Source organism: Bradyrhizobium sp. 170, from assembly GCF_023101085.1.
In the GTDB taxonomy this organism is placed as follows: Bacteria; Pseudomonadota; Alphaproteobacteria; order Rhizobiales; family Xanthobacteraceae; genus Bradyrhizobium.
Genome location: NZ_CP064703.1, coordinates 9,130,051 through 9,154,821, shown reverse-complemented (window position 1 = coordinate 9,154,821; position 24,771 = coordinate 9,130,051). Strand labels below are relative to the sequence as shown.

The 24,771-nt window shown below is 64.1% G+C and carries 26 protein-coding genes and 1 pseudogene; 11 read left to right on the top strand and 16 right to left on the bottom strand.

The genetic code is table 11. From position 1 onward, the window contains the following. Nucleotides 1-40 precede the first annotated feature (40 nt). The 5 genes from IVB05_RS43180 to rsmI form a co-directional block, all read right to left on the bottom strand. On the bottom strand, nucleotides 41-352 hold the full coding sequence (locus IVB05_RS43180) for a hypothetical protein (protein WP_247782296.1): 312 nt from the start codon (nucleotides 350-352) through the stop codon (nucleotides 41-43). A gap of 132 nt (nucleotides 353-484) precedes the next feature. Then, nucleotides 485-1,468, bottom strand: coding sequence for an MBL fold metallo-hydrolase (locus IVB05_RS43175; protein WP_247782295.1), 984 nt, complete (start codon nucleotides 1,466-1,468; stop codon nucleotides 485-487). Nucleotides 1,469-1,613: 145 nt separating this feature from the next. Beyond that, entirely contained in the window at nucleotides 1,614-2,561 is a 948-nt protein-coding gene (gene gshB, locus IVB05_RS43170) for a glutathione synthase (RefSeq protein WP_247782294.1), read from the bottom strand. Nucleotides 2,562-2,652: 91 nt separating this feature from the next. Further along, nucleotides 2,653-3,066, bottom strand: coding sequence for a YraN family protein (locus IVB05_RS43165; RefSeq protein ID WP_247782292.1), 414 nt, complete (start codon nucleotides 3,064-3,066; stop codon nucleotides 2,653-2,655). Continuing rightward, complete coding sequence (gene rsmI / locus IVB05_RS43160) at nucleotides 3,053-4,006, bottom strand: 16S rRNA (cytidine(1402)-2'-O)-methyltransferase (RefSeq protein ID WP_247782291.1); 954 nt, start codon at nucleotides 4,004-4,006, stop codon at nucleotides 3,053-3,055. Before rsmI ends, IVB05_RS43165 begins: the two co-directional genes overlap by 14 nt. Nucleotides 4,007-4,238: 232 nt before the next feature. Between rsmI and IVB05_RS43155 the strand changes: the two genes are divergently transcribed. After that, complete coding sequence (locus IVB05_RS43155) at nucleotides 4,239-5,447, top strand: penicillin-binding protein activator (protein WP_247782289.1); 1,209 nt, start codon at nucleotides 4,239-4,241, stop codon at nucleotides 5,445-5,447. Between the two features lie 130 nt (nucleotides 5,448-5,577). On the opposite strand, the gene IVB05_RS43150 is transcribed toward IVB05_RS43155, so the two are convergent. From IVB05_RS43150 to rph, 6 genes and pseudogenes are all read right to left on the bottom strand, one after another. Then, nucleotides 5,578-6,453 (bottom strand): hypothetical protein, encoded by an 876-nt coding sequence (locus IVB05_RS43150; protein WP_247782288.1) that lies wholly within the window; start codon nucleotides 6,451-6,453, stop codon nucleotides 5,578-5,580. Beyond that, a pseudogene (locus tag IVB05_RS43145) lies at nucleotides 6,450-7,157 on the bottom strand (aminotransferase class I/II-fold pyridoxal phosphate-dependent enzyme); the annotation flags it as partial. The gene IVB05_RS43150 and the pseudogene IVB05_RS43145, both read right to left, overlap by 4 nt. 48 nt (nucleotides 7,158-7,205) lie before the next feature. After that, on the bottom strand, nucleotides 7,206-7,553 hold the full coding sequence (locus IVB05_RS43140; RefSeq protein ID WP_247782286.1) for a hypothetical protein: 348 nt from the start codon (nucleotides 7,551-7,553) through the stop codon (nucleotides 7,206-7,208). A gap of 205 nt (nucleotides 7,554-7,758) precedes the next feature. Continuing rightward, on the bottom strand, nucleotides 7,759-8,931 hold the full coding sequence (hemW, locus tag IVB05_RS43135) for a radical SAM family heme chaperone HemW (RefSeq protein ID WP_247782285.1): 1,173 nt from the start codon (nucleotides 8,929-8,931) through the stop codon (nucleotides 7,759-7,761). Continuing rightward, complete coding sequence (rdgB, locus tag IVB05_RS43130; protein ID WP_247782283.1) at nucleotides 8,924-9,553, bottom strand: RdgB/HAM1 family non-canonical purine NTP pyrophosphatase; 630 nt, start codon at nucleotides 9,551-9,553, stop codon at nucleotides 8,924-8,926. The genes hemW and rdgB overlap by 8 nt, the downstream gene beginning before the upstream one ends. Nucleotides 9,554-9,564: 11 nt before the next feature. After that, the gene (rph, locus tag IVB05_RS43125) at nucleotides 9,565-10,278 is read right to left on the bottom strand and encodes a ribonuclease PH (protein ID WP_247782282.1); all 714 of its coding nucleotides are present in this window, start codon (nucleotides 10,276-10,278) and stop codon (nucleotides 9,565-9,567) included. Nucleotides 10,279-10,435: 157 nt separating this feature from the next. Between rph and hrcA the strand changes: the two genes are divergently transcribed. Both hrcA and grpE read left to right on the top strand, forming a co-directional pair. Continuing rightward, a complete protein-coding gene (hrcA, locus tag IVB05_RS43120) occupies nucleotides 10,436-11,524 on the top strand; it encodes a heat-inducible transcriptional repressor HrcA (RefSeq protein WP_247782281.1) in 1,089 nt (362 codons plus the stop codon). A gap of 118 nt (nucleotides 11,525-11,642) precedes the next feature. Further along, entirely contained in the window at nucleotides 11,643-12,248 is a 606-nt protein-coding gene (gene grpE, locus IVB05_RS43115) for a nucleotide exchange factor GrpE (protein ID WP_247782279.1), read from the top strand. 12 nt (nucleotides 12,249-12,260) lie between these two features. Here grpE and IVB05_RS43110 read toward each other — a convergent pair whose 3' ends face one another. The 4 genes from IVB05_RS43110 to IVB05_RS43095 all read right to left on the bottom strand — a co-directional run bounded on the left by IVB05_RS43110 (nucleotide 12,261) and on the right by IVB05_RS43095 (nucleotide 15,822). Beyond that, a complete protein-coding gene (locus tag IVB05_RS43110) occupies nucleotides 12,261-12,689 on the bottom strand; it encodes a VOC family protein (RefSeq protein WP_346771815.1) in 429 nt (142 codons plus the stop codon). 79 nt (nucleotides 12,690-12,768) lie between these two features. Then, the gene (locus IVB05_RS43105; RefSeq protein WP_247782278.1) at nucleotides 12,769-13,620 is read right to left on the bottom strand and encodes an AraC family transcriptional regulator; all 852 of its coding nucleotides are present in this window, start codon (nucleotides 13,618-13,620) and stop codon (nucleotides 12,769-12,771) included. A 27-nt stretch (nucleotides 13,621-13,647) separates the two neighbouring features. Next, nucleotides 13,648-14,361: a bifunctional nicotinamidase/pyrazinamidase gene (gene pncA, locus IVB05_RS43100; RefSeq protein WP_247782277.1), complete on the bottom strand. Its 714-nt coding sequence runs from the start codon at nucleotides 14,359-14,361 to the stop codon at nucleotides 13,648-13,650. A 510-nt stretch (nucleotides 14,362-14,871) separates the two neighbouring features. Beyond that, nucleotides 14,872-15,822: a hypothetical protein gene (locus IVB05_RS43095; protein WP_247782276.1), complete on the bottom strand. Its 951-nt coding sequence runs from the start codon at nucleotides 15,820-15,822 to the stop codon at nucleotides 14,872-14,874. A 593-nt stretch (nucleotides 15,823-16,415) separates the two neighbouring features. On the opposite strand from IVB05_RS43095, the gene dnaK reads away from it, so the two are divergent. The 8 genes from dnaK (at nucleotide 16,416) to IVB05_RS43055 (ending at nucleotide 23,764) form a co-directional block, all read left to right on the top strand. Beyond that, nucleotides 16,416-18,317: a molecular chaperone DnaK gene (gene dnaK / locus IVB05_RS43090; protein ID WP_247782275.1), complete on the top strand. Its 1,902-nt coding sequence runs from the start codon at nucleotides 16,416-16,418 to the stop codon at nucleotides 18,315-18,317. Between the two features lie 143 nt (nucleotides 18,318-18,460). After that, nucleotides 18,461-19,591, top strand: a complete 1,131-nt coding sequence (dnaJ, locus tag IVB05_RS43085) for a molecular chaperone DnaJ (protein WP_247782268.1) — start codon at nucleotides 18,461-18,463, stop codon at nucleotides 19,589-19,591. A 209-nt stretch (nucleotides 19,592-19,800) separates the two neighbouring features. Beyond that, nucleotides 19,801-20,403 (top strand): rRNA adenine N-6-methyltransferase family protein, encoded by a 603-nt coding sequence (locus tag IVB05_RS43080; protein ID WP_247782267.1) that lies wholly within the window; start codon nucleotides 19,801-19,803, stop codon nucleotides 20,401-20,403. A gap of 46 nt (nucleotides 20,404-20,449) precedes the next feature. Beyond that, entirely contained in the window at nucleotides 20,450-21,028 is a 579-nt protein-coding gene (locus IVB05_RS43075; protein ID WP_247782265.1) for an NAD(P)H-dependent oxidoreductase, read from the top strand. Nucleotides 21,029-21,034: 6 nt separating this feature from the next. Further along, the gene (gene pyrF / locus IVB05_RS43070; RefSeq protein WP_247782264.1) at nucleotides 21,035-21,748 is read left to right on the top strand and encodes an orotidine-5'-phosphate decarboxylase; all 714 of its coding nucleotides are present in this window, start codon (nucleotides 21,035-21,037) and stop codon (nucleotides 21,746-21,748) included. Nucleotides 21,749-21,771: 23 nt separating this feature from the next. Then, nucleotides 21,772-22,074: a DUF1330 domain-containing protein gene (locus IVB05_RS43065; RefSeq protein WP_247782261.1), complete on the top strand. Its 303-nt coding sequence runs from the start codon at nucleotides 21,772-21,774 to the stop codon at nucleotides 22,072-22,074. A 217-nt stretch (nucleotides 22,075-22,291) separates the two neighbouring features. Then, entirely contained in the window at nucleotides 22,292-23,107 is an 816-nt protein-coding gene (gene dapB, locus IVB05_RS43060) for a 4-hydroxy-tetrahydrodipicolinate reductase (protein WP_247782260.1), read from the top strand. Nucleotides 23,108-23,140: 33 nt separating this feature from the next. Further along, nucleotides 23,141-23,764 (top strand): 2,3-bisphosphoglycerate-dependent phosphoglycerate mutase, encoded by a 624-nt coding sequence (locus tag IVB05_RS43055; protein ID WP_247782259.1) that lies wholly within the window; start codon nucleotides 23,141-23,143, stop codon nucleotides 23,762-23,764. Between the two features lie 106 nt (nucleotides 23,765-23,870). On the opposite strand, the gene IVB05_RS43050 is transcribed toward IVB05_RS43055, so the two are convergent. Beyond that, nucleotides 23,871-24,767, bottom strand: coding sequence for a bifunctional helix-turn-helix domain-containing protein/methylated-DNA--[protein]-cysteine S-methyltransferase (locus IVB05_RS43050; RefSeq protein ID WP_247787403.1), 897 nt, complete (start codon nucleotides 24,765-24,767; stop codon nucleotides 23,871-23,873). Nucleotides 24,768-24,771 lie beyond the last annotated feature (4 nt).

The window sequence follows — 24,771 nt, the reverse complement described above, 5'->3', positions numbered from 1 at the left end:
GAGGATAAGTCAAGAACATTAAGAGAACAGAAGAGGGCGCCTAATTCAGCTTCCCCGCCGCGATTGCCGCCGCGCCACCTTGCGGCTGCTCCAGCATCTTCAATGCCGCATCGAGGCCATTGCGCAGATTGGTGGCGGCGTTGGCGCTGCAGCGGATGCGGCCGGAGGAGATGAATTCGACCTCCGTCGATCCATCAGGCTTCGGCACCAGAATACGGGTCGCCAGTTCGACCTCGACCGTACCGTTCATGGTGCCGTAGGCGCCGACAATATCGAAATAGACCAGCGGAGCCGCGGCCCCGGTGTCCTCGTAGATCAGGTCGGACGGCTTGGCGGGCGGTTGGTCGGTCAATGAGATTCTCCGGGATCGCATAGGTCATGCTTCGCTGAACCAGACTTACGCCAAACGGAGTACCGCCCCTGGCGCTTGCAAGACGGCTTCCGGGGCGGGCCAAGCCGGCCGCCCCGGAAGATACGCATTGCCTTAGAGCTGCATGTTCATCGGCTCGGGATAATACCTGAAACCGTCGCCGTTCCTGGCGACGTGGCCGTAGCCCGGCCAGGCGAAGTGATAGGACATCACCGGGATCTTTTGCGCAGCGAGCATCTCCAGCATCTTCACCCGCGATGCCGCGGCCTGCTTTGGGTCCGAGTCATAGGAGAATTCCATCCGCGGCTTCTCCAGCAGCAGCACCGCATGATGGGAGAGGTCGCCGAGGAAGCAGAAGGATTTTCCCTTTGAGCTCACCATGAAGATGGTGTGGCCGACGGTGTGGCCGGGGGCTGAGAGCGCGGTGACGCCGGGCAAGAATTCCTGGTTGTCCTTGATGAACACGATGCGGTCGCGCACCGGCATCAGGTTCTTGCGGGCATGGAGGATGAAATCCTTCAGCGGACTGCCGAGCTTGCCCTCATCGGTCCAGAAATCGAAATCGCTCTGGGCGATGTAGACCTGCGCGTTCGGGAACAGCGGCTTGTCGTCGGCGCCGACCAGGCCGCCGATGTGATCGATATGGGCGTGCGAACATACCACCGCGTCGATGTCGGAGGCCTTGATGCCAGCTTCGGTCATGCTCTTCTGCTGGCGGCCGGTGGTCGGGCCGAACGCCTTCGAGGTGCCCATGCCGGTGTCGAACAGGATCAGCTTGTCGCCGGTGTTCACGATCGGCGAGTTCTGTTCGAGCACGACATTGTCGGGGTTGAGGAAGTTGTCGGAGAGCATCTTCTTCACTTCTTCCTTCGGCACGCCGGTGAAGGTGCCGGAGGGATCGCCGAGCGGCAGCGGGCCGTCGGAGACCACGGTCACTTCGGCGTCGCCGAGGACGAAGCGGTGCCAGTAGGGCGTCTGCGTGCCGAGCTTTGGCGCCTTGGCCAGCGCACTGCCGCCGAGAAAGGTCGACGCGCCAAGATTCACACCGAGTCCTGCGCCAAGCGCAAGCAAAGACCGTCGCGAAAGATTCGTCGTCATGCGTCTTCCTCCACTGATTTTATGTATTGCAGTTTGTGCCCGGACGGATTCATCCGTGGCTACAGGCTGCTCCCGCTTCCCGAAATTGGCAAGTGGGCTGAGACGGCACAACAGGGATGTGAAAATACAATGACGCAGCGCGGCGCTATTTTGCGCCGCGCTTCTTCTCGATGGTATCCCAGATCCTTGCCGCGATATCCGGCCCGCCGAGCTTGGCAATCGCGCGGATGCCGGTGGGGCAGGTGACGTTGATCTCGGTGAGATTGCCGTCGATCACGTCGATGCCGACGAACAACAATCCGCGCTCGCGCAGCGCGGGGCCGAGGGTTGCGCAAATTTCGCGTTCGCGCTCCGAGAGGTCGGTGGCTTGAGCGGCCCCGCCGCGGACCATGTTGGAGCGCAGGTCATCGGGGGCCGGCACACGGTTGACGGCGCCGGCGAATTCGCCGTCGACCAGGATGATGCGCTTGTCGCCGTGCTTCACCTCGGGCAGGAAGCGCTGGATCACCCAGGGCTCGCGAAAGGTGACCGAGAACATGTCGAACAGCGAGCCGAAATTCATGTCCTGCGGCATCACGCGAAACACCGCGGCGCCGCCATGGCCGTGCAGCGGCTTCATGACAACGGCGCCGTGCTCGTCGCGGAACGAATTGATTTCGTCGAGGTCGCGCGAGATCAGCGTCGGCGGCATCAGCTGCGGAAAGTTCAGCACGAACATCTTTTCCGGCGCGTTGCGCACGCTGGCCGGATCGTTGACGACCAGCGTCTTGGGATGGATTCGTTCCAGCAAATGCGTCGAGGTGATGTAGGCGATATCGAACGGCGGCTCCTGCCGCAACAGGATGACGTCGAAATTGGTCATCGGCTCGCGTTTGGGTTCGCCGAGGGTAAAATGGTCGCCGATCTCGTCGCGCACGGTGAGCTTTTGCACCGGCGCCACCAGCTCCTCGCCGCGCAGCGAAAGCTGGTCCGGGGTGAAATAGGAAATGCTGTGGCCGCGCTTTTGCGCTTCCAGGAGCAGCGCGAAGGTCGAATCGCCGCGAATGTTGATACGCGCGATGGGGTCCATCTGGACGGCGACATTCAGTTTCATAAGGGGGGTCCGGGTCTCTGGAGGGGTCATAGCGTTTTCAAGCGAAGTGGGTACCGGTTCGCGTCAAGAAAACGCGTCCAAATGAGAATCTTCAGGTGCTGGCGTCGAACGCCGCTAACAGATGGCGTGGCAAACGCCGCGGCGCAATCAGGATGGCGTCGAATCGCAGCTCAAATTCGGCATGCTCGGGATGCGCCATCAGCCAGCCTTGGGCGGCATCGATGATGCGCGCCTGCTGGCGCGGCGTCACCGCGTAGGCGGCGTCATCGAGGCTGGCCCGTGCCTTGACCTCGACGAAGGCGACCAGATTGCGCTTCTTCGCCACCAGGTCGATTTCGCCATACGGGGTGCGAAAGCGTTTGGCGAGGATGCGGTAGCCTTTGGCCATCAGAAAGGCGGCGGCGCGGCTTTCGGCGGAAAGTCCGGTGTGGAAGGCCGCGACCCGCTCGGGCGCGGCGAGCTTTGTCACGGCCTCCGGTGGGAACGGGCCTTCAGTCTTCGCCATCGCCGCCTCTGACTTCTTTGGCAAGTTCCAGCGCGCGGGCGTAGACCTCGCGGCGCGGCCGCCCGGAAAGTTCGACCGCGTGCGCCACGCTGTCCTTGACGCTGTCGCGCGCAAGCGAGGCACGCAACAGGTCGTCGAGATCGTGCTGCGTCATGACCCCTTCGTCGGCGCGCGGCGGGCCGACCACGAGCACGAACTCGCCGCGGGTTTCCAGCGTATCGGCGGCTTTCGCCAACTCCGCGATGGGCGCACGCTTGATTTCCTCGTGCAGTTTTGTGAGTTCACGGCAGATCGCGGCGTCGCGCCCGCCCATGATGTCGGAAAGATCGGCCAACGTGTCCTGCACGCGGTTGCCGGATTCGAACATCACGAGCGTAGCGTCGATGCGGGCAAGCTCCGTGAGCCGCGTCCGCCGCGCGCCTTCTTTGGCAGGCAAAAATCCCTCGAAGAAAAACCGGTCGGTGGGGAGTGCTGCGACCGAAAGCGCCGTCAGCACCGAGGAAGCGCCCGGCACCGCGATCACGGCGTGGCCGGCGGCACAGACCTCGCGCACCAGCTTGAATCCGGGGTCCGATATCAGGGGCGTGCCGGCGTCCGACACCAGCGCGATCGAGGCACCCTGCGCCAGCTTTTCCAGGATTCTCGGCCGCGCCATCGCCGCGTTGTGCTCGTGATACGGCTTGAGCTCCGCCGAGATCGCATAGCGCTCGGTCAGGCGGCGGGTGATACGGGTGTCCTCGCAGGCGATGATGTCGACGCCGGCCAGTGTCTCCAGCGCGCGCAAGGTAATGTCGCCGAGATTGCCGATCGGGGTTGCCACAAGATAGAGGGCGGGAACCGGTTTTGGGGCATGCAGGGTGTGGCCGCCAATTAAAAATGTTCTGTTGGCCGAACCCGGTTCGGTGTCAGACCCGTAGTTGGAACTGGGTTTTGCGCGCATAATGGCAATCTAGAGGGGTCTTGGTGCAAGCGCCATATCCGGCGGGAAGGGAGGCAAGGCGGAAGTTCCCCGCGACTTGCGATCTCCGACGGGGCCGTAATCCTTCTGTTTTGGTTAACTAATCCTCGACAATATTGCAGAATCCCGCGTTCGGGTTCAGTAGCGGTTCAGGTGCCTCGGCCCAGAAAGCCGGAATCCTGGCCGACGGCGGTCGGTCAAGAGAAGAGACAAGATGGTAGGCCCGCTCAATCCCAAGCCTGGATCCCCGGATGCTCGGCCGTCAGGACCGACCCGGAGGACCGCGGTCGGACTTATTCTCGGCGCGCCGTTGCTCGCCGCCTGCTCCGGCGGCCCGATTTCGAATCCGTTCGCTACTCCTCAGCCCGAGGGACCCGCAGGTCCGCAACAGCAGCCGCTTGCGGTCGGCACCGGGCAGGTCAAGGTCGGCCTGATCCTGCCGCTCTCGGCCGCCGGCAATGCCGGCGTCGCCGCCCAATCGATGAAGAACGCTGCCGAAATGGCGCTGTCGGAATTCCAGAACCCGAACATCCAGCTTCTGATCAAGGATGACGGCGGCAGCCCGCAAGGCGCCCAGCAGGTCACCCAGCAGGCGCTCGGCGAGGGCGCGGAAATCATTCTGGGCCCGCTGTTCGCGGCCTCGGTGCCGGCAACCGCGCAACTGACGCGCGCGCGCGGCGTTTCGGTGATCGCTTTCTCGACCGATTCCAGCGTCGCCGGACGCGGCGTCTATCTGCTCAGCTTCCTGCCCGAATCCGACGTCAACCGGATCGTCGATTATTCCGCCAGCATCGGAAAGAAATCCTTCGCGGCGCTGTTGCCGGACAATGCCTATGGCAATGTGGTGGAAGCAGCCTTCAAGCAGGCGGTCGGCCGCAAGGGACGCATCGTCGCCTTCGAGAAATATAGCGTCGATCGCTCCGCGGCGGCGCGGACGGTGGCGCAGTCGCTGGGATCGGCGGACGCGCTGTTCATCGCCGACGACGGCGAATCGGTCGTCGCAGCGACGGATGCCTTGGCCGCAGCCGGCGCGAATTTGCGCAACATCCAGTTGCTCGGCACCGGGCTTTGGGACAATCCGCGCGTCTATGCGAGCCCCGCGTTGCAGGGCGGGCTCTATGCCGCGCCGGATCCGTCGGGCTTCCGCGCCTTCTCCGGCCGCTACCGCGCCAAATACGGCGCCGACCCCGTGCGCACCGCAACGCTCGCCTATGACGCGGTCGCGCTCGTCGCCGCGCTATCGAAGCAGGGCGCCCAACGTTTTGCGCCGGAAACCCTGACCAACCCGTCGGGCTTCGCCGGCATCGACGGCCTGTTCCGCTTCCGCTCCGACGGCAGCAACGAGCGCGGGCTTGCGGTGATGAAGGTCGCCAGCGGCGGCAGCACGCCGGTTGCGGGATCGCCGAAGAGTTTTGGGGCGTAGGGTTGTCGCGAACGTAGCCCGGATGGAGCCAACGGGTCGCGCGAGTGCGCGCCCGGCGACGAGCGCAATTGCGCTCGCACAGGGATGACAGGCTCCGCGTAATCCGGGACCGTCGCGCAAGCTGATGGACTTACCCCGGATTGCGCTTCGCTCCATCCGGGCTACGCCCCTTTGTCGTGGCCGCGAATTCGGTTTCGTAGCGACGCCGGTTGCTCCAATAGATGTTCGCGAACAACGCTGCTTCCTGACGGTAGGGGATGTGATCGTCGCCATCCTGCGCCGCCTCCGCCTCGATCCATGCGGCGTGCTGCTGAATGGCGCCTGAGCGGTCGCCCTGCAAGGCGCGGATCTGGAATTCGAACATGTGCTGCTCGATCTCGCCGTAGCGATCGTACCAGCAGGTCGACCACTGCCGGTTCTGCAGCGCGAAGCGGCGGATCCAGCGTTCCGTCAGGTCCATCTCGTGCTCGGGCTTGGAAAACATCACGTCGCGCCGCGCTTCCTGCAGCGTTTCGATCGCAACCGGCTTGTTCTTGCGCCAGAGCGTCTGCATCGACGCATCGGACAGGAAACGGTCGGCGTAGATCGGATACGGAAAGGCGATCTCGCGCAAATGCGGCAGTTCGAAATAAACGCGGATCTCTGAACAGACGCTGGCCTTCAGCTCGTTGTCTTCCATCTTGCGATGAAAGGCGTCGAAGCCGATGCCGGGGAAATAGGGCATGAAGGCCGCGTGGAACATCTCATGCAGGCGATAGAGATCCTCGATCGCCGGATTGTCGTAGGTGCGATTCATGGTGACGCCCCACCACGAGCAGAAATGGGCGCGCTCGAGCCGGTCGTCGGTCGAGTCGCAGAACAGCCGTGGCAAGCTGGCGAACTGCTCGACGATGTCGTGAATGAAACCGCCGTCGGCGTGCGAGGCGCGGATCGCCGCACTCCGCCACAGCCCGTGCACGTGGCGGTGAATCTCTTCAGGGCTCGTCAGGATGATCGGGTTCTTCACGGCGTGGCTCCCGTGATCGGTCCCGCCGTGCCGATCATTTCGGCCATGGTCGGCGTCAGGCAGAGCCGCAGCGATGCATTGGGATCGCTGGACGGCCGGCGCAGGAATGCGGTGAGTTCACGATCGGTAGTCGATTGAGGCTGCGCTTGCGCCAGCACGCTGACGTCGCAGGGCGACAGCATCAGTCCCAGGCGGCGGCCGACGCGCGCCGCGGCCTCGCGCTGGACGGATTTGTAACGGTGCGGCAGATCGAACACGTCGTGACGCTCGAGCAACGCCTGGCCCAGCTGCAGCGATGTCAGGTTCTTGAACCATTGATTGCCGGACAGGCTCGGCATCGCCTTGCGGCACAACACGCCGCCGATGCGGTCGTAATAAACCCCGAACGGTTTTGACAGGCTGAACGCCAGCGCCTGCACGGATGGGCTGTCGGCGGCAATGCGGACGGACGGCGGTTCGGCGATCGAGCCGACATAGGTGACGTCGAGCAGTGCGCGGGGCTGCTCGCTTGCGGCAGCGAGCAGAGAAAGAAATTCATTGGCGTGCGGCCACACATTGCCGTCGATCGCGGACGGCTGGCTCAGGCAGAACAGCGCGGTTGCAGGCAACGTCCGGCCGACGGCTTGCCAGTCGGCGCGGGGATGTTCGATCACGGCAATGCCGCAGGCTTCGGCATAGGCCTTGTAGCCTTCATACTCGCCGGCAAAGACATGAACTTCCGGATTGAAGCGCTCGCCGCGGGCGCGGTTGCCTTAGGCTGCGATCACATGAAACAGCGCTTCGCTGCCGCCGGCGGTCGGGTAACGCCAGGGAAAACCAGCCGCATCGATCGTGACGACCGGCGCCGCCCACGCCATCCAGCGCTCGATAAAGGCTTCATGGAAGGCATACTGCTTGCCGGTCCACGCGTCGCGGAATTGCTCGAGATAGTGACTGCGAGCCGCATCCGGCCCGGCCACGGCATTGCCGAGGATGAAGTGCTTCGCGGCTTCCGTCTCGGGTGTGACGAGGGCGTAAACGGTCTTGCTCGCGCCGGCGTCTTTGACGCGGCGGTCGAGGTCGGGATCATGGATCGGGGGAGTTTTGGTCCGGTCGTTCACGATCGTCGTTCAAGGAGGGGACATAGCGGAGTTGATCTAACACACTCTGTCAGGCAATGCCCGAAATCCCTGCGCGGTGGCTTATTAAAGCGTTACGCAGCGAGTTGCGTAGCCCGGGTGGAGCGAAGCGTAACCCGGGGACGGTCTCGCAACGGATATACCGTTCCCGGATTGCGCTGCGCTCCATCCGGGCTACAGTTTCTTGCTACGCCGCGAGGTCGGCCACCACCGCGTCGAGCACCGGAAATCCAGCCTGCGTCACGCGCAGCCTGCCATCGGCGTCGACGATGATGGCGCCTTCCTCGCGGAGCACGGCGATCCGGCTCGGGTCGAGTGCGCGGCCGGACAAGGCCGCATAGCGTTTGGGATCGATGCCCTCGGCGAGCCGCAATCCCATCAGCAAAAATTCATCGGCGCGCTCTTCGCTGTTGAGAAAATCGTCGGTCACGACGCCATGGCCGTTGGCCTCGACGCGCATCAGCCAGGCCTCGGGGCGCTTTTCGGTCGCGATCGCGTGTCGCGTGCCATCGATGTCGAGGCGGCCATGCGCGCCCGGGCCGATGCCCGCATATTCGTCGCCGCGCCAGTAGACCAGATTGTGCTGGCATTCGGCGCCTGAGCGCGCGTGGTTGGAAATCTCGTAGGCCGGCAAGCCGTGATGCGCGCAGACTTCCTGGGTCACATCGTAGAGCGCGCGGGCAACCGCCTCGTCCGGCGTTTTCAATTTGCCCGCCGCATGCAGGCCGAAGAACGGCGTGCCTTCCTCGATCGTGAGCTGGTAGAGCGAGAGATGTTCGGCGGCTTCCGAGATCGCGAGCTTCAGTTCATCCGCCCACATCTGCGGCGTCTGGTCGGGACGGGCGTAGATCAGGTCGAACGAGTAACGGTCGAACGCGGTGCGCGCGATCGCGACCGCGTCCAGCGCCTCGCGCGCGCTGTGCAATCGTCCGAGCGCCTTCAGCGAGGCGTCATCCAGCGCCTGCACGCCGAGCGAGACACGGTTGACCCCGGCGGTGCGATAGCCGCGAAACCGTGTCGCCTCGACGCTGGTCGGATTGGCCTCCAGCGTCACCTCGACATTGCCGGCGACGCGCCAATGCTTGCCGATCGAATCCAGGATGGCGCCTACGGTTTGCGGCTGCATCAGCGAGGGCGTGCCGCCGCCGAGAAAGATCGACGTGACGGTGCGTCCCGGCGCGCGCGCTGCTGACGTCTCGATCTCGCGCGCAAACGCACGGACAAATCTTTCTTCGTCGATCGGCGCGTGGCGGACGTGGCTGTTGAAATCGCAATACGGGCACTTCGACAGGCAGAACGGCCAGTGCACATAGACGCCGAAGGCGGCTCGCTTCGGGTAATGGCGTTCGGCACTAGCCAAGACAGATCTCCGCCAGTTTGACGAAGGCTCGCGCCCGGTGCGACAGGCCGAGGCCGATCGGCGGCAGGCCGTGTTTCTCTATCGAGGTCATCTCGCCAAAGGTCCTGACGTGCCCGTCGGGCAGGAACGCCGGATCATAGCCGAAACCGGCGGTGCCGCGGGGCGGCCATACCAAAGTTCCATCGGCGCGGGCCTCGACCTCTTCGACATGACCGTCCGGCCAGGCGACGCACAGCGCTGACACGAAGTGCGCCTTTCGCTTGTCGGGCGTGGTCGCGCCGCGTTCCTGCAGCAGGCGCTCGATCCGCGTCATCGCCGCCATGAAATCCTTGCCCTCACCGGCCCAGCGCGCCGAGTAAATGCCGGGTGCGCCGTCCAGCGCATCGACCACGAGGCCGGAATCGTCGGCAAAGGCCGGCAGTTGCGCCGCCTGGGCGGCAGCGATTGCCTTGATTGCTGCATTGGCGCGAAACGTCTGGCCGGTTTCCTCGGGCTCGCCGAGGCCCAAATCGCCCGCGGAAACGGCCTCGACGCCATGCGGCGCCAGCAATTCCCGCATCTCGGCGAGCTTGCCGGGATTGTGGGTCGCGATCACGAGGGCGCCGGTGATTCGACGGTGCATATGCGATCAGACTACGCGACGGCCAGCTTCTGCAAGTCCACCAGACGCGCGACACCCTTGCGCGCCAGTTCCATCAGCGCCAGGAACTCGTCCTGCGAGAACGGCGTCTTCTCGGCGGTGCCCTGCACCTCGATGATGCGGCCGTCGCCAGTCATGACGAAATTGGCGTCGGTCTCGGCCTCGGAATCCTCGGCATAATCGAGGTCGAGCACCGGCGTACCGTTATAGATGCCGCAGGAGATCGCGGCGACATTGTCGCGCAGCACGTTGGCCTTGATCATGTTGCGGCTCTTCATCCACGAGATGCAGTCCGCCAGCGCCACCCAGGCGCCGGTGATCGAGGCGGTGCGCGTGCCGCCATCGGCCTGGATCACGTCGCAATCGACCGTGATCTGGCGCTCGCCGAGCGCTTCGAGGTCGACGGCTGCGCGCAAGCTGCGGCCGATCAGCCGCTGAATCTCGACCGTGCGGCCGCCCTGCTTGCCGGCGGCGGCCTCGCGGCGGGTGCGCTCCAGGGTAGCGCGCGGCAGCATGCCGTATTCGGCCGTGACCCAGCCGCGGCCCTGGCCCTTCAGCCACGGCGGCAGCCGCTCTTCCAGCGTGGCCGTGACCAGCACATGGGTGTCGCCGAATTTCACCATGCAGGAACCTTCGGCATATTTGACCACGCCGCGTTCCAGCGACACGGGGCGCAGCTGATCGGGCGCACGGCGGCTTGGCCGCATGGGAAGTCCTTTCGAAATCGAGCGAAATACCGTTTGCGGTGCTTGTAGGTGGGGGCGTGCGCAGCGGCAAGGGCTTTTGGCCCCGTTTGGAGGGAAAGGGACGCTTGTCATTAGCCCGCCGGAGCGACAAATTAGGGGCTGTCCAGGGAGTTAAGCCGTGGCCCACCACGATCCGATTGGCCTGATCGCGCCGCATGCCGGGCTCGCCCAGCTCAACGAGCGCTCACGCGACATTTTTCGTCAAATCGTCGAGAGCTATCTCGCGACCGGCGAACCCGTCGGCTCGCGCAACATCTCGCGCCTGATCGCGGTGCCGCTGTCGCCGGCCTCGGTCCGCAACGTGATGTCGGACCTCGAGCACCTCGGGCTGATCTATGCGCCACATACCTCGGCCGGGCGGTTGCCGACCGAACTCGGCCTGAGGTTCTTCGTCGATGCGCTAATGCAGATCGGCGACCTCACCGAACCGGAACGGGAATCGATCCAGAGCCAGCTCGCCTCCGTCGGGCGGGCGCAATCGGTCGAGGCGGCGCTCGGCGAGGCGCTGACGCGGCTTTCCGGCCTGACCCGGGCCGCGGCCGTGGTGCTGACAGCCAAATCCAATTCGCGGCTGAAACACATCGAATTCGTCCGGTTGGAGCCGGAGCGTGCACTGGTGGTGCTGGTCGGAGAAGACGGCCAGGTGGAAAACCGCGTGCTGGCGCTGCCGCCCGGCGTTCCCTCGTCGGCGCTGACCGAAGCGACAAATTTCCTCAATTCGCGGATTCGCGGGCGGACGCTTGCGGAAGCGCGGTTAGAGCTCGAAACCGCGCTGACGCAGAGCCGCGTCGAACTCGATCAATTGACGCAGAAGGTGATCGCGGCCGGCATCGCAAGCTGGTCCGGCGGCGACAACGACGACCGGCAATTGATCGTGCGCGGTCACGCCAACCTGCTCGAAGACCTGCACGCGCTGGAGGATCTCGAACGCGTCAAGTCCCTGTTCGACGATCTCGAGACCAAGCGCGGCGTGATCGATCTGTTGGGCCGGGCCGAGCGCGCCGAGGGCGTCCGCATTTTCATCGGATCGGAGAACAAGCTGTTCTCGCTGTCCGGTTCCTCCACCATCATCGCCCCCTATGGCGATGCCGCGGGCCGCATCGTCGGCGTTCTCGGCGTGATCGGGCCGACGCGGCTGAACTATGCAAGGGTGATTCCGACGGTGGATTACGCCGCCCGGATCGTCAGCCGGATGCTGGGCGGCTAATCCGCCCGAATAGGGCCTCAATCCCGGCTGGTTGTGCTTGATTTTCGGCCCTTAAAGCACGATATCCGGCCTAGCAAATCCCCATCGAACCAGATCCGTTTTTTGAGAAGGCAGTCTTATGACCGATCCCAACCGGCCGAGTGATGATGCGGTGAAACCGGCCCAGACCGGCGAGCCCGTGGTCTCAAAACCCTACATCATGCCCGACGATCCCGAGGAAGGATCAAATGAGGCCCTGACCAAGGAACTGGCCGAGGCGCGCGATAAGATGCTGCGCACGCTGGCGGAAATGGAAAACCTGCGCCAGCGCACCAGGCGCGAGGTGGCCGACTCCAAAATGTACGGCATCACCGGTTTCGCGCGCGACATTCTCGATATCGCCGACAATCTGCAGCGCGCGCTCGACGCCATTCCGGCCGAGGCCAGGGAGACCGCCGATCCCGGCATCAAGGCCTTTATCGAGGGCGTTGAACTGACCGAACGCTCGCTGCTCAACACGCTGGAGAAGAACGGCGTCAGGAAGTTCGATCCGTCGGGCGAGAAGTTCGATCCCAACTTCCAGCAGGCGATGTACGAAGTGCCCGACCCGTCCGTGCCGTCGGGGACGGTGGTTCAGGTCGTGCAGGCCGGCTTCATGATCGGCGAGCGCGTGCTGCGCCCGGCGCTGGTCGCCGTCTCCAAGGGCGGTGCGAAGGCCGCGCCGGCGGCCGACGTCACGAACTGAGCCGGGTCTAGCCTACGGCGGTTTCTCACTGGTCTTCGGCCAGTAGGTGCCAAAACTCCAGAGATTGCCTTCCGGATCCCGGCAGGCGAAATCGCGGCTGCCATAGTCGGTGTCGTGCAATTCCATCTCGATTCTAGCGCCTGATGCCTTGACCCTGGCGTGCAGCGCGTCGGGATCATCGACGGCGACGTAGAGCGCGTCCGTGCGGCGGCCGCCGATGTCACCGACAAGCTTGCCGTATTCGTCATCGCGGCATTGGCCCAGCATCAGCAGCGAGGAGCCGTAGGCGAGTTCGGCATGCTGTACCGAGCCGTCCTTGCGGTAAATGACATACTCGGTGAAACCGACTACGTCCTTCAGCCAGCGGATCATGGCCTCGGCATCGCAACAGCGCATCGTCGGATAGATGCGCGGCGCTTCGATCTTGCTTTGCTCGGTCACGGAAAACTCCTCCCTCACGGCTGTTCCGCCAATATGCGCGGACGCGTCAGCACAGGCTTGAAGATTTGTTACCGGACCGTCAGGCGTCGAGCTCGTCCAGCGGGCGCAGCAGGCGACTGTCGGTCAGCGCCAGGCGCCGGGCCCAAGCCGTCGGCGTTTCGCCGGCAAGGGTTGAAAATTCACGGGCGAGATGCGCCTGATCGGCATAACCGCTCTCGGCCGCAATCCCTGCCCAGCCGCTGCGGGCTCCACCCCGTGCGAGCCGACAGGCTCGATGGAAACGCATGATGCGGGCAACCGGCTTCGGCGCGAGACCGAGTTCGGATCGAAAACGGTTCACCAGGTGCTTGCGGCTCCAGCCGATCTCTTTCGCGAGCGCGGTGATCCGCGCGCCGCCCGCAGTGCGCGCCAGCCGTCGATAGGCGAATTCGATCTCGGGGGACGGCAGGTGGTTGGCGCGATCAGCAACAAAATCCTCGACCAGATCGAAGCGGTTTTGCCAACCGGATGCGGCCCCGAGCCGTTCGCGCAGTTGCCGGCCTTCGCGGCCCAGCACGTCTGACATGTCGACCATGCGCGCGGCGAGATCGACGACAGCGCCGCCAAAAAAGCGATAGGCGCCGAGCGGGGTGAAATCGACCTGCACGCATTCGGCGCCGCCATCGGATTCGATAAAGACCGGGCCGGCATGGAGCCCGGCGGCAAAGCTCGGCTGCCGGTCGGCGGCGTCGGGCTTGCGGTCGAGCGCGATCAGGAACGGCGTGCCGAAGCTGATGATCAGCGGCACCACCAGGCCTGCGGTTTCGCGCTGGAAAAACCGGCCGCGCGCCGTCTCACGGTAACCGGTCATGCCCGAAATAAGCCCCGCCGTGCGTTGCGACGGCGCACGACGGGCCAACTCGAAAGCGGACGGAGCCGTCAGGTCGGACATCCCTGACCCCTGCGAGAGGATACGGCGTCAAGCCGCGATATCGCTCGACTGGATGCGCTTGACGCCGGCCTTGGTCATGTCGGCCCAGGCTTTTGCGAGCGAGCCGTCGTTGTCGATGCCGCGGCAGGCGTCCTCGATCACAAAGGTTTCAAAACCGGCCTTGCGCGCGTCGAGCGCGCTCCATGCCACGCAGAAGTCGGTGGCGAGGCCGGCGAGGAACACCCGCTTCACCTTGCGCGCCTTCAGGTAGGCGGCGAGCCCCGTCGTGGTCTTGCCGTCAGCCTCGGTGAAGGCCGAATAGCTGTCGACGTTCTTGTTGAAACCCTTGCGGATGACGAGCCCGGCATGCGGGATCGCGAGGTCCTTCGATAGCGACGCGCCCTCGGTCCCCTGCACGCAGTGATCTGGCCACAGCACCTGCTTGCCGTAGGGCAGGCTGACGGTCTCGAACGGCTTCTTGCCGGAATGGGTGGAGGCGAACGAGATATGGCCCGCCGTGTGCCAGTCCTGTGTCATCACGACATTGGCAAAACCCTTGGCGATGCGGTTGATAATGGGCACGACCTGCTCGCCGTCCTTGACCGCGAGGCTGCCGCCGGGAAGGAAACAGTTTTGCACGTCGATGACGAGCAGCGCGGATGCATCGTCAGGTTTGATCGGCGCGGCCCAAAGCGCCGATGGAACGAGGGCAGCGACGGACGTCGCGCCGAGACCTGTCAGAACCAGCCTACGAATAAACATGGTGCGTCTCCCCGGTTATGAACCCGACTGCGAGAAGCCTATTTCCATCCGTGTACGAACGTAAGCCTGAAATTTAGGGCTTGCTGGCGCAAAATGGGTGCCTCAAGAGCCGCCATCCAAACCGCTTTACCTGCCGCTCGCACCATCGAGGAAAGCAGCCCATTCCTCTCGCACCGTCACGCGGAAGATTCCGGGAAGCACGGCCGGTACCTTCGATATTGCGCGTTCGTTCACCGCGATTGACCCGAAGAGGTCATTCAGCACGGTTTTGCCGCATCGATTGAGAAGAAGCTCTTCGGCATCGCGTGTTGTCCTTATGCCGAGGGCGTAGACTCCGGCAGCATGTGACCGGACGCAGGCCCGTAGGCCTGATAAGAGCTGCTGCAATGGTCCATCGTCATGGGCTTGCTGCCCGAATGATGGACCGGCCGTGAGCAAAAATGCGGCCGCAACTGCGATGATTGTTTTGCTCGCCACCTCAACCCGACTCGATTTGTGAGCTATTGGGCATCAGCCGCGCGGATGGATTCCGTCGCGCACCGCGCGGAAGCGCGGAAAGGCCTTGGTCCAGTCGGTGCGCGGCGAAGAGCCGATGATGCGCATCGAGCTCTGGGAGCCGAACCGCAGCCATTGCACGATGGTAACCGGCGTATTGTCCTTGCCGCTGGTGGCGTCGATCCGCGTCTCGTAGCCGGGCTGGCCATCGATGCGGACCGGCTCCGACATCGTGATCCTGCCGTCGCGCACGCCGGGAATCGTGGTCGCGATCTGCTGGGCAAAGCGGCCGCGATCGTCGGGCGAAGCTGCCGTCGAGCCGATCAGGCCGATGATCATGAAGGGCGCGACTTCGAAGCCGGTCTTTTCGTCACCGTCGGAGAGAATGAGGGCCGCGCCCGGCGCCAGCGTGCGGATGTTCTTGAAGCTCGAGAGCTCGCTGACCTTGAACGGCATCAGCCCGAGCTGCTCCTCGATCGGAACCTCGTTGCGGATCACGGCGGAAGCGAACATCTGGCGGATGGCGTCGTCGGTATAGATCCTGGAAGCGTTTTCGGGCACCTGCACGGCGACATAGCCGGAGAAGGTGGGGCCGGGCAGGATCATCGAATAGCGGCGCACATTGGTGGCGCCGTCCTTGGCGTTTTCGACGGTGTAGTAGGCGAGCCCCGCCGCGGTCTCGATGCTCTCGGGCTTGATGCCGCCGGTGCCGCCCGGGTTGGCCTTGAAGGCATTGGAGACTTCGCCATAGGCCGCCTCCGGCAGGTCCGTGACCAGCACCTTGACCCCCTGATCCTCGGTCTCGAAGCCGATGAATGTTCTGGCCTTGTTGAGGCCGACCAGTGGCGTCATGCCCACCCTGGCGCCCGGCGGGAAGACCGGGTCGGCGGCGAACGCGGAAGAGAATACGGTAGAATTGGCGGCAACGATCAGGGCAACCGCAGCGAAGTATCGAAGGAGCTTCATGGAGTATCTACCGGGTTTGCATGGGGCCGTTCAGTGGTCCGACAATGCAGCTTACGAATCTCTGGTGGAATCCTGGAGCCTTGCGGGCACCATAGGGGGTCGTTCCAGTCGGCCCGCTTTTAGCGGTTTTGATGTCCCTGCAACAGGGCAGGGTAGGCGTCCGTTCCACCGTTACGTTCCGATATGTCGGCGATTTTGCGGGATTTTGCCCGGTATCCGAGCTCTTTTTGGGGCGCTTCCAGCGGCCAAATACCGCTCCCCCTTCCGCGGTGGCCGGGCCCCTCGATGGGGAAGATGCCGCATTGCTGCGCAGCGCTCCGGCGGTGCGAGCGAGGAGCGGCCGAAGGTGAGCGGCCTTGCCGATTTCTTAACGCCACTACAGGCACTGATGCGCCCCCGCCCCGGGCTGACATAATCTTTCAAACGTCAGCCATTTCAGGCCTTAAGCTTGCGTTCAGTCCTTGCAGGCCCGACCCCCCCTCCTATATGAGGCTCACCGTCGCAATATCGCGAGTAATTGATCGTTGGGGGTTCGGTTAGGTGCGCCGTCCAGGGCCCAGCCAACCTGCCGCAACAAGAAGGATATGAGGACCATGGGAAAGGTCATTGGGATCGATCTCGGCACCACGAATTCGTGCGTCGCCGTAATGGATGGCAAGACTGCGAAAGTCATCGAGAACGCGGAAGGCATGCGCACGACGCCTTCGATCGTTGCCGTCACCGATGACGGCGAGCGCCTCGTCGGCCAGCCCGCCAAGCGCCAGGCGGTGACCAATCCCGAGCGGACGTTCTTTGCGGTGAAGCGCCTGATCGGCCGCCGCTATGACGACCCGATGGTCGAGAAGGACAAGAAGCTCGTCCCCTACAAGATCGTCAAGGCATCGAACGGCGACGCCTGGGTCGAAGCCGACGGCAAGACCTATTCGCCCTCGCAGGTCTCCGCCTTCATCCTGCAGAAGATGAAAGAGACCGCGGAAGCCCATCTCGGCCAGAAAGTCGAGCAGGCCGTCATCACCGTCCCCGCCTATTTCAACGACGCGCAGCGCCAGGCCACCAAGGACGCCGGCAAGATCGCCGGCCTCGAAGTGCTGCGCATTATCAACGAGCCGACGGCGGCAGCGCTCGCCTACGGTCTCGACAAATCGAAATCCGGCACCATCGCGGTCTACGACCTCGGCGGCGGCACCTTCGACGTCTCCATTCTTGAAATCGGCGACGGCGTGTTCGAGGTGAAGTCCACCAACGGCGATACCTTCCTCGGCGGTGAAGACTTCGACATGCGCCTCGTCAGCTATCTCGCCGACGAGTTCCAGAAGGAGCAGGGCATCAACCTGCGCAACGACAAGCTTGCCTTGCAGCGCCTGAAAGAGGCCGCCGAAAAGGCCAAGATCGAGTTGTCCTCAACCACGCAGACCGAAATCAACCTGCCCTTCATTACGGCCGACCAGACCGGGCCGAAGCATCTGACGATGAAGCTGACCCGCGCCAAGTTCGAGGCGCTGGTCGACGATCTCGTCCAGAAGACCATCGAACCCTGCCGCAAGGCGCTGAAGGATGCGGGCCTCACGGCGGCCGAAATCGGCGAAGTGGTGCTGGTCGGCGGCATGACCCGCATGCCCAAAGTGCAGGAAGTCGTGAAGCAGCTGTTCGGCAAGGAGCCGCACAAGGGCGTCAACCCGGACGAAGTCGTCGCCATTGGTGCTGCGATCCAGGCCGGCGTGCTGCAGGGCGACGTCAAGGACGTGCTGCTGCTCGACGTCACCCCGCTTTCGCTCGGCATCGAGACGCTGGGCGGCGTGTTCACCCGCATCATCGACCGCAACACCACGATCCCGACCAAGAAGAGCCAGGTGTTCTCGACCGCCGAGGATAACCAGAACGCGGTCACCATCCGCGTCTTCCAGGGCGAGCGCGAAATGGCGGCCGACAACAAGGTGCTCGGCCAGTTCGACCTGATGGGCATTCCGCCGTCGCCGCGCGGCATGCCGCAGATCGAGGTGACGTTCGATATCGACGCCAACGGCATCGTCAACGTATCAGCCAAGGACAAGGCGACGGGCAAGGAGCAGCAGATCCGGATTCAGGCATCCGGCGGCCTCTCGGAAGCCGACATCCAGAAGATGGTCAAGGATGCCGAGGCCAATGCGGCCGAGGACAAGAAGCGCCGCGAGGCGGTCGACGCCAAGAACCATGCCGACGCGCTGGTGCATTCCACCGAGAAGGCGCTGGCCGAACACGGTTCGAAGGTCGAGGAAAGCGAGCGCCGCGCCATCGAGGATGCCGTCAGCGATCTGAAGGAAGCGCTGAAGGGCGACGATGCCGAGGCGATCAAGGCCAAGACCAACACCGTGGCGCAGGCTTCGATGAAGCTCGGCGAGGCCATGTACAAGCAGCAGGCCGAGGCGGACGCCAAGCGCGATGCTGCCAAGGATGACGTGGTCGACGCGGAGTTCACCGAGGTCGACGACGACAAGAACAACAAGAAGTCGGCATAAACGGGCTTTCGACCATGACCCTCATCCAAAAGAGCGCGCGGCTTGCGTTCCTTGGGTGGGGGTCATTTTTCGTTAAGCCGAGGGCTGCATCTTTTCAGGAAGCACCCTTCGGCATGAAGACGAACTTCGGGCGGGTTTGACTGATGTCCACCAAGCGCTGCTATTACGAAACCCTGGAAGTCGAACGGAACGCGGACGAGTCCAAGCTCAAGGCGGCGTTCCGCAAGCTCGCGATGAAATGGCATCCGGACAAGAATCCGGGCGATGCCTCCAGCGAAGTCCGCTTCAAGGAAATCAACGAAGCCTACGAGGTCCTGAAAGACGGCGAGAAGCGCGCTGCCTATGACCGCTACGGCCATGCCGCGTTCGAGCAGGGCATGGGCGGCGGTGGTCCCGGTTTCGGCGCCGGCTTCGCCTCGTCATTCTCCGATATTTTCGAAGACCTGTTCGGCATGGCCGGGCAGCGGCGCAGCGGTGGACGCGAGCGCGGCGCCGACCTGCGCTACAATATGGAAATCACGCTGGAAGAGGCTTTTCAGGGCAAGACCGCACAGATCGAGATCCCGGTCTCGGTCACCTGCGAGCCCTGTTCGGGCACCGGCGCCAAGGCCGGCACCAAGCCGAAGACCTGCTCGATGTGCGGTGGCCAGGGGCGGGTGCGGCAGGCCCAGGGCTTCTTCACGCTGGAGCGGACCTGCCCCGGCTGTCAGGGCCGCGGCCAGATGATCGAGGACGCCTGCCCGAACTGCGCAGGGTCAGGACGGGTGACGCGCGACCGGATGCTGTCGGTCAACATCCCCCAGGGCGTCGAGGACGGCACGCGCATCCGCCTTGCCGGCGAGGGCGAGGCCGGCGTCCGCGGCGGGCCACCCGGCGATCTCTATATTTTCCTGTCGCTGGCCACCCACGAATTCTTCCAGCGCGACGGCGCCGATCTGCATTGCCGGGTTCCGATCTCGATGGTTGCGGCAGCCCTCGGCGGCGAATTCGAGGTCCCGACCATCGACAAGGGCAAGACCAAGGTGAAAGTGCCGGCCGGGACGCAGTCCGGCCGCCGTTTCCGCATTGCATCAAAAGGCATGCCGGTGCTCCGCTCGCGCCAGACCGGCGACATGTATGTCCAGGTCATGGTCGAAACGCCGCAAAATCTGACCAAGAAGCAGCAGGAACTGCTCGCGGAGTTCGAAAAATTGTCGTCCGGCGCGACCCAGCCGGAAGCAGCGGGCTTCTTCACCAAGGTCAAGGACTTCTTCGGCAGCCGCGCGGGCTCCTGAGCCTGCGCGAACGCGAGCTGGGCGAAGCGCAGTTCGCACTCGGCAGTCATGATTCATTCAGCTTGCACAGGGTCTTATCGCCAGATCGTGGGCACTTTGGCGGACCTGGCGCGTTACCGTTTGGCTTGACCATATCCCCGTCGACCTATACGTGTTTATGACTGTTTTCTGACATTCCCGCGCGTCAGCGGGTCCCGCCTGGTAGCGACATGCCTTTGCAATCGTCCGTGCGTGCGTTGAAGAAGCCTCTCCGTCTGGACGATGAGGTTCGCTTCCTTCGTTCATGGATCGAAAAACCGCTGCACATGGGTGCCGTGATGCCGTCGAGCAAGTTGCTCGCCCGGACCATGGCGCAGTATGTCGACGTCGAATCCAAAGGGCCGGTGATCGAACTCGGACCGGGGACCGGGGCGATCACCAATGCGCTGATCGAACATGGCGTCGACCAGAAGCGGCTGGTGCTGGTCGAGTACAATCCCGGCTTCTGCGCGCTGCTGCGCGACCGCTATCCGCAGGCCAAGGTGGTGCAGGGCGATGCCTACGCGCTGCGCGACTCGCTCGGGGACGTGCTGGATGCTCCGGCCTCCGCCGTGGTCTCCGGCCTGCCGCTCGTGACCAAGCCGATGCTGACGCGCCTGAAACTGATCCGTGACGCCTTCGTGGCGCTCGCGCCCGGTGCCCCCTTCGTGCAGTTCACCTATTCGGTCGCGCCGCCGATCCCGAAATCGCTGCCGGGCGTGTCCACAGAAGCCTCCGAGCGGATATGGATGAACCTTCCGCCCGCCCGGGTCTGGGTGTATCGCAAGGGCTGATGCCACGTATTCGCGTGGCAAGTCTGCCCCGAATACGAATTCAAATATGTCCGCGCTCAAAATCCTCGTGATCCCGGGATCGCTCCGATCAGGCTCGCTCAATGCGAAGCTGGCGGCCGTTGCCGCACATGCGCTGGCGCAGCAAGGCGCCGAAATCACCCGGATCTCGCTGTCAGACTTTCCGCTGCCGATCTATGACGGCGACCTGCAGGCGAAGTCCGGCGTGCCGAAGCACGCGGTGAATTTGAAGCGCATGATGGCGGCCCATCATGGCGTGCTGATCGTGACGCCGGAGTACAATTCCTCGGTGCCGGCGCTGGTGAAAAACACCATCGACTGGGTGAGCCGGGTGCAGGACGCACACGAGACCCGCGGGCAGGTGTTTCGCGAGCGGGTGTTTGCGATCGCGTCTGCTTCCGGCGGCCGGCTCGGCGGCTCCCGCGCGCTGGCGGCGCTGCGGCTGATCCTGTCGGCCTGCCATGCCCAGGTGATCCCGAACCAGTTCGCACTGTCGTTTGCCGACGATGCCTATGACGAGATGGAGCGGCTGAAGAATTCTACTGATGCCGACGCGCTGAAAGCGCTGGTGCGGCAGTTGATCGACGTTTCCCAACGCATGATGTGAGGTGACATGCAGCCAGCCGTAATCGCGCCGAAAGACCGCTTGATCGTCGCGCTCGATTTGCCCGGCTTGGCCGAGGCGGAAGCGATGATCGCGCGGCTCGGCGACAGCGTGAGTTTTTATAAGATCGGCTATCAACTCGGCTATTCCGGCGGCCTGCCGCTGGCGCAGCAATTGGCGAAATCCGGCAAGAAGGTCTTCCTCGATCTCAAGCTGCACGACATCGGCAACACGGTGGCGCGCGGCGTCGAGAGCGTGGCGAAACTCGGCGCGACTTTTCTCACCGTGCACGCCTATCCGCAGACAATGAAAGCCGCGGTCGAGGCGCGCGCCGGATCAGGCTTAAAAATTCTCGCGGTTACCGTGCTGACTTCGTATGACGACGGCGATCTTCATGCCGCGGGCTATCGGCTCAACGTCTCCGACCTGGTGGAAGCGCGCGCGCAGCAGGCGCAGGTGCTTGGCGTCGACGGGCTCGTGAGCTCGCCGGAAGAGGCGGCGGCGCTGCGAAAAATCGTCGGTCATCAGATGAACCTGGTGACACCAGGCATCCGCCCGGCTGGAGCGGCGACCGGCGACCAGAAGCGCATCATGACGCCGGCGCGTGCCATCGCCGCCGGCGCCGACTATCTGGTGGTCGGGCGACCCATTACGGAAGCCGCCGATCCCAAGGCGGCGGCGGATGCCATTCAGGCGGAAATCAAACAAGCGTCGGCAAAGTAGCGAAGCAAGAAACGGAGAGTGAGATGGCCAAGGGATACTGGATCGCACGCGTCGACGTGCACAATGACGAAGGCTACAAGGCCTATGCGGCGGCCAACCCGGCCATCTTCAAGAAATTCGGCGGGCGCTTCGTCGTGCGTGCCGGCAAATTCACGGCCATCGAAGGCGAAAGCCGCTCGCGCAATGTGGTGATCGAATTTCCCGACTATGAGACCGCGCTGGCCTGCTACCACTCGCCGGAATACCAGGAAAACATCAAGGTGCGGCAGCCGCATTCGGTCGCCGATCTCATCATCATCGAAGGCTATGACGGCCCTCAGCCCTGAGCGGACTTGAACGTCCATTTCCTCCGTCATGCCCGGGCATAGCCGTCTGAAGGACGGCGTCGCTTCCGCTCGCCTATGTCCCGGGCATCCACGTCTTGACAGAGCAGCGGCAAGGAAGACGTGGATGGCCGGGACTAGCCCGGCCATGACGAACCATGGACCCTGATTGGTTGCCGGAACGGCCTGCCCCGGCTATACCCCGTTCAGAGGTAAAGCCATGGCCGATATGCGATTGATCGTTGCGGGGGCCGGCGGCCGGATGGGCCGCGCGCTGGTGCGCGTCATTTCGGAAACGCCGGGCGCGGTGCTGGCCGGTGCGCTGGAAGCGCCGGGTTCGGAACTGCTGGGCAAGGATGCCGGCGTGCTCGCCGGCCTGCCGGAGAATGGCGTCAAACTTTCCGCCGACCTGTGGGCGCTGTCGGCGAACGCGGACGGCATTCTCGATTTCACCATCCCCGGCGCCACCATCGCCAATGTCGCAATCGCCGCCGAGCGCGGGCTGGTCCATGTCATCGGCACCACCGGCCTGTCGGCGTCGGACGATGCCGTCATCAAGAGCGTCACCTCGCGTGCGATCGTGGTGAAGTCAGGCAATATGAGCCTCGGCGTCAACCTGCTGGCGGCGCTGGTGAAGAGGGTCGCGCAATCGCTCGACCAGAGTTTCGATATCGAGATTCTCGAAATGCATCACAAGGCCAAGATCGACGCGCCGTCGGGCACGGCCTTGATGCTGGGCGAGGCTGCCGCCGCCGGCCGCGGCGTCGATCTCTATACCCATTCGGCGCGTGGCCGCGACGGCGAGACCGGAACGCGCCGTCCCGGCGACATCGGCTTTGCCGCGCTGCGCGGCGGCACTGTCACCGGCGATCACAGCGTGATCTTCGCCGGTGCCATGGAGCGGATCGAACTGACCCACCGCGCCGAGGACCGAACGATGTTTGCGCAGGGCGCCGTCAAGGCGGCGCTGTGGGCGCGGGGCAAGACGCCCGGCTTCTATACGATGACCGATGTGCTCGGGCTTGCCGACTTCTAATCCAATCCGAAACGAAAAACGGAAATCCTTTCAATGAGCGATCGTCTTCTCGTGCTCGTGCGGCACGGCCAGAGCGAATGGAATCTGAAAAACCTGTTCACCGGCTGGAAAGACCCAGACCTCACCGAACAGGGCATCGCTGAGGCCAAGGAGGCCGGCCGCAAATTGAAGGCACAAGGCCTGACGTTCGACGTCGCCTTCACCTCGGACCTGACGCGCGCCCAGCATACGCTGAAGCTGATGCTCGCCGAGATCGGCCAGACCGGGCTGCCGACGACGAAAGATCTCGCGCTCAACGAACGCGATTACGGCGATCTCTCCGGCCTCAACAAGGATGACGCCCGCAAGAAATGGGGCGAGGACCAGGTGCTGGTCTGGCGCCGCTCCTACGACGTGCCGCCGCCCGGCGGCGAAAGCCTGAAGGATACGCTGGCGCGCGCGTTGCCCTACTACGTGCAGGAGATCTTGCCCGGCGTGCTGCGGGGCCAGCGCACGCTGGTCGCCGCCCACGGCAATTCGCTGCGCGCGCTGATCATGGTGCTGGAGAAGCTGACGCCCGAGCAGATTTTGAAACGCGAACTCGCCACCGGCGTACCGGTGATCTACCGTCTGAATGCGGATTCGACCGTGGCGACGAAGGTCGATCTGGCGGCGTGAGTTCGGGCGTGTAGGGTGGGCAAAGCGAAGCGTGCCCACCATTCCGATTGGTGATCTGGAGAGATGGTGGGCACGGCGCAAACGCGCCTTTGCCCACCCTACGAAGTCAATGCAATCCGACTTGTCCGGCTTCCCAGCCGAGCATCGCCTGCTTGCGCGTAATGCCCCAGTGATAGCCGGTCAGCGCGCCGCCCTTGCCGAGCGCGCGATGGCAGGGCACCACGAACGACACCGGATTTCTTCCGACCGCGGCGCCGACGGCACGCGAGGCCTTCGGGTTCTTGATCTTGTTGGCGATGTCGGAATAGCAGACCGCGCGGCCCATCGGGATCTTCAGCAGCGTCTCCCACACCCGCACCTCGAAATCGGTGCCGATCAGGACCACGCGCAGCGGCTGGTCCGGCCGCCACAGCCGCGTATCGAAGATGCGTTGCGCGAGGTCGGCCGTGCCGTCGTGGTCCTCGACATAGGTCGCGTTCGGCCAGCGCCGCTTCATGTCGGCAAACGCCGTCGGCTCCTCACCGGGATCGGCGAAGGCGAGCCCTGCCAGCCCGCGGTCGCTCGCGATCACGATCGCGGTGCCGAAGGGGCAAGCGTGGAAACCGTAGCGCAGCGTCATGCCGGCGCCGCCGTTCTTCCATTCGCCCGGCGACATCGCTTCATGGGTGACGAACAGGTCATGCAGCCGGCCCGGGCCAGAGAGCCCGGAGTCGAGCGCGGCATCAAGCACGCTGGCGGAATCGCGTAACAGGCCCTTGGCGTGATCCAGCGTCAGCGCCTGCATAAAAGCCTTTGGCGTGAGCGATGCCCAGCGGCGGAACAGGTGGTGCAGCTCATCCGGCGTCACCGCGGCGGCATCCGCCATCGCTTCGATGGTCGGCTGCGTGCGCCAGTGCTCGGAGATGAAGGCGATGGCGCGGCGCACCGAGTCGTAGTCGCGCAGCGCGGCGGCCTGGTGGCCCGGCTTGGCCAGGCGTTGGTCATGTATGGCTGATATCATCATGGGG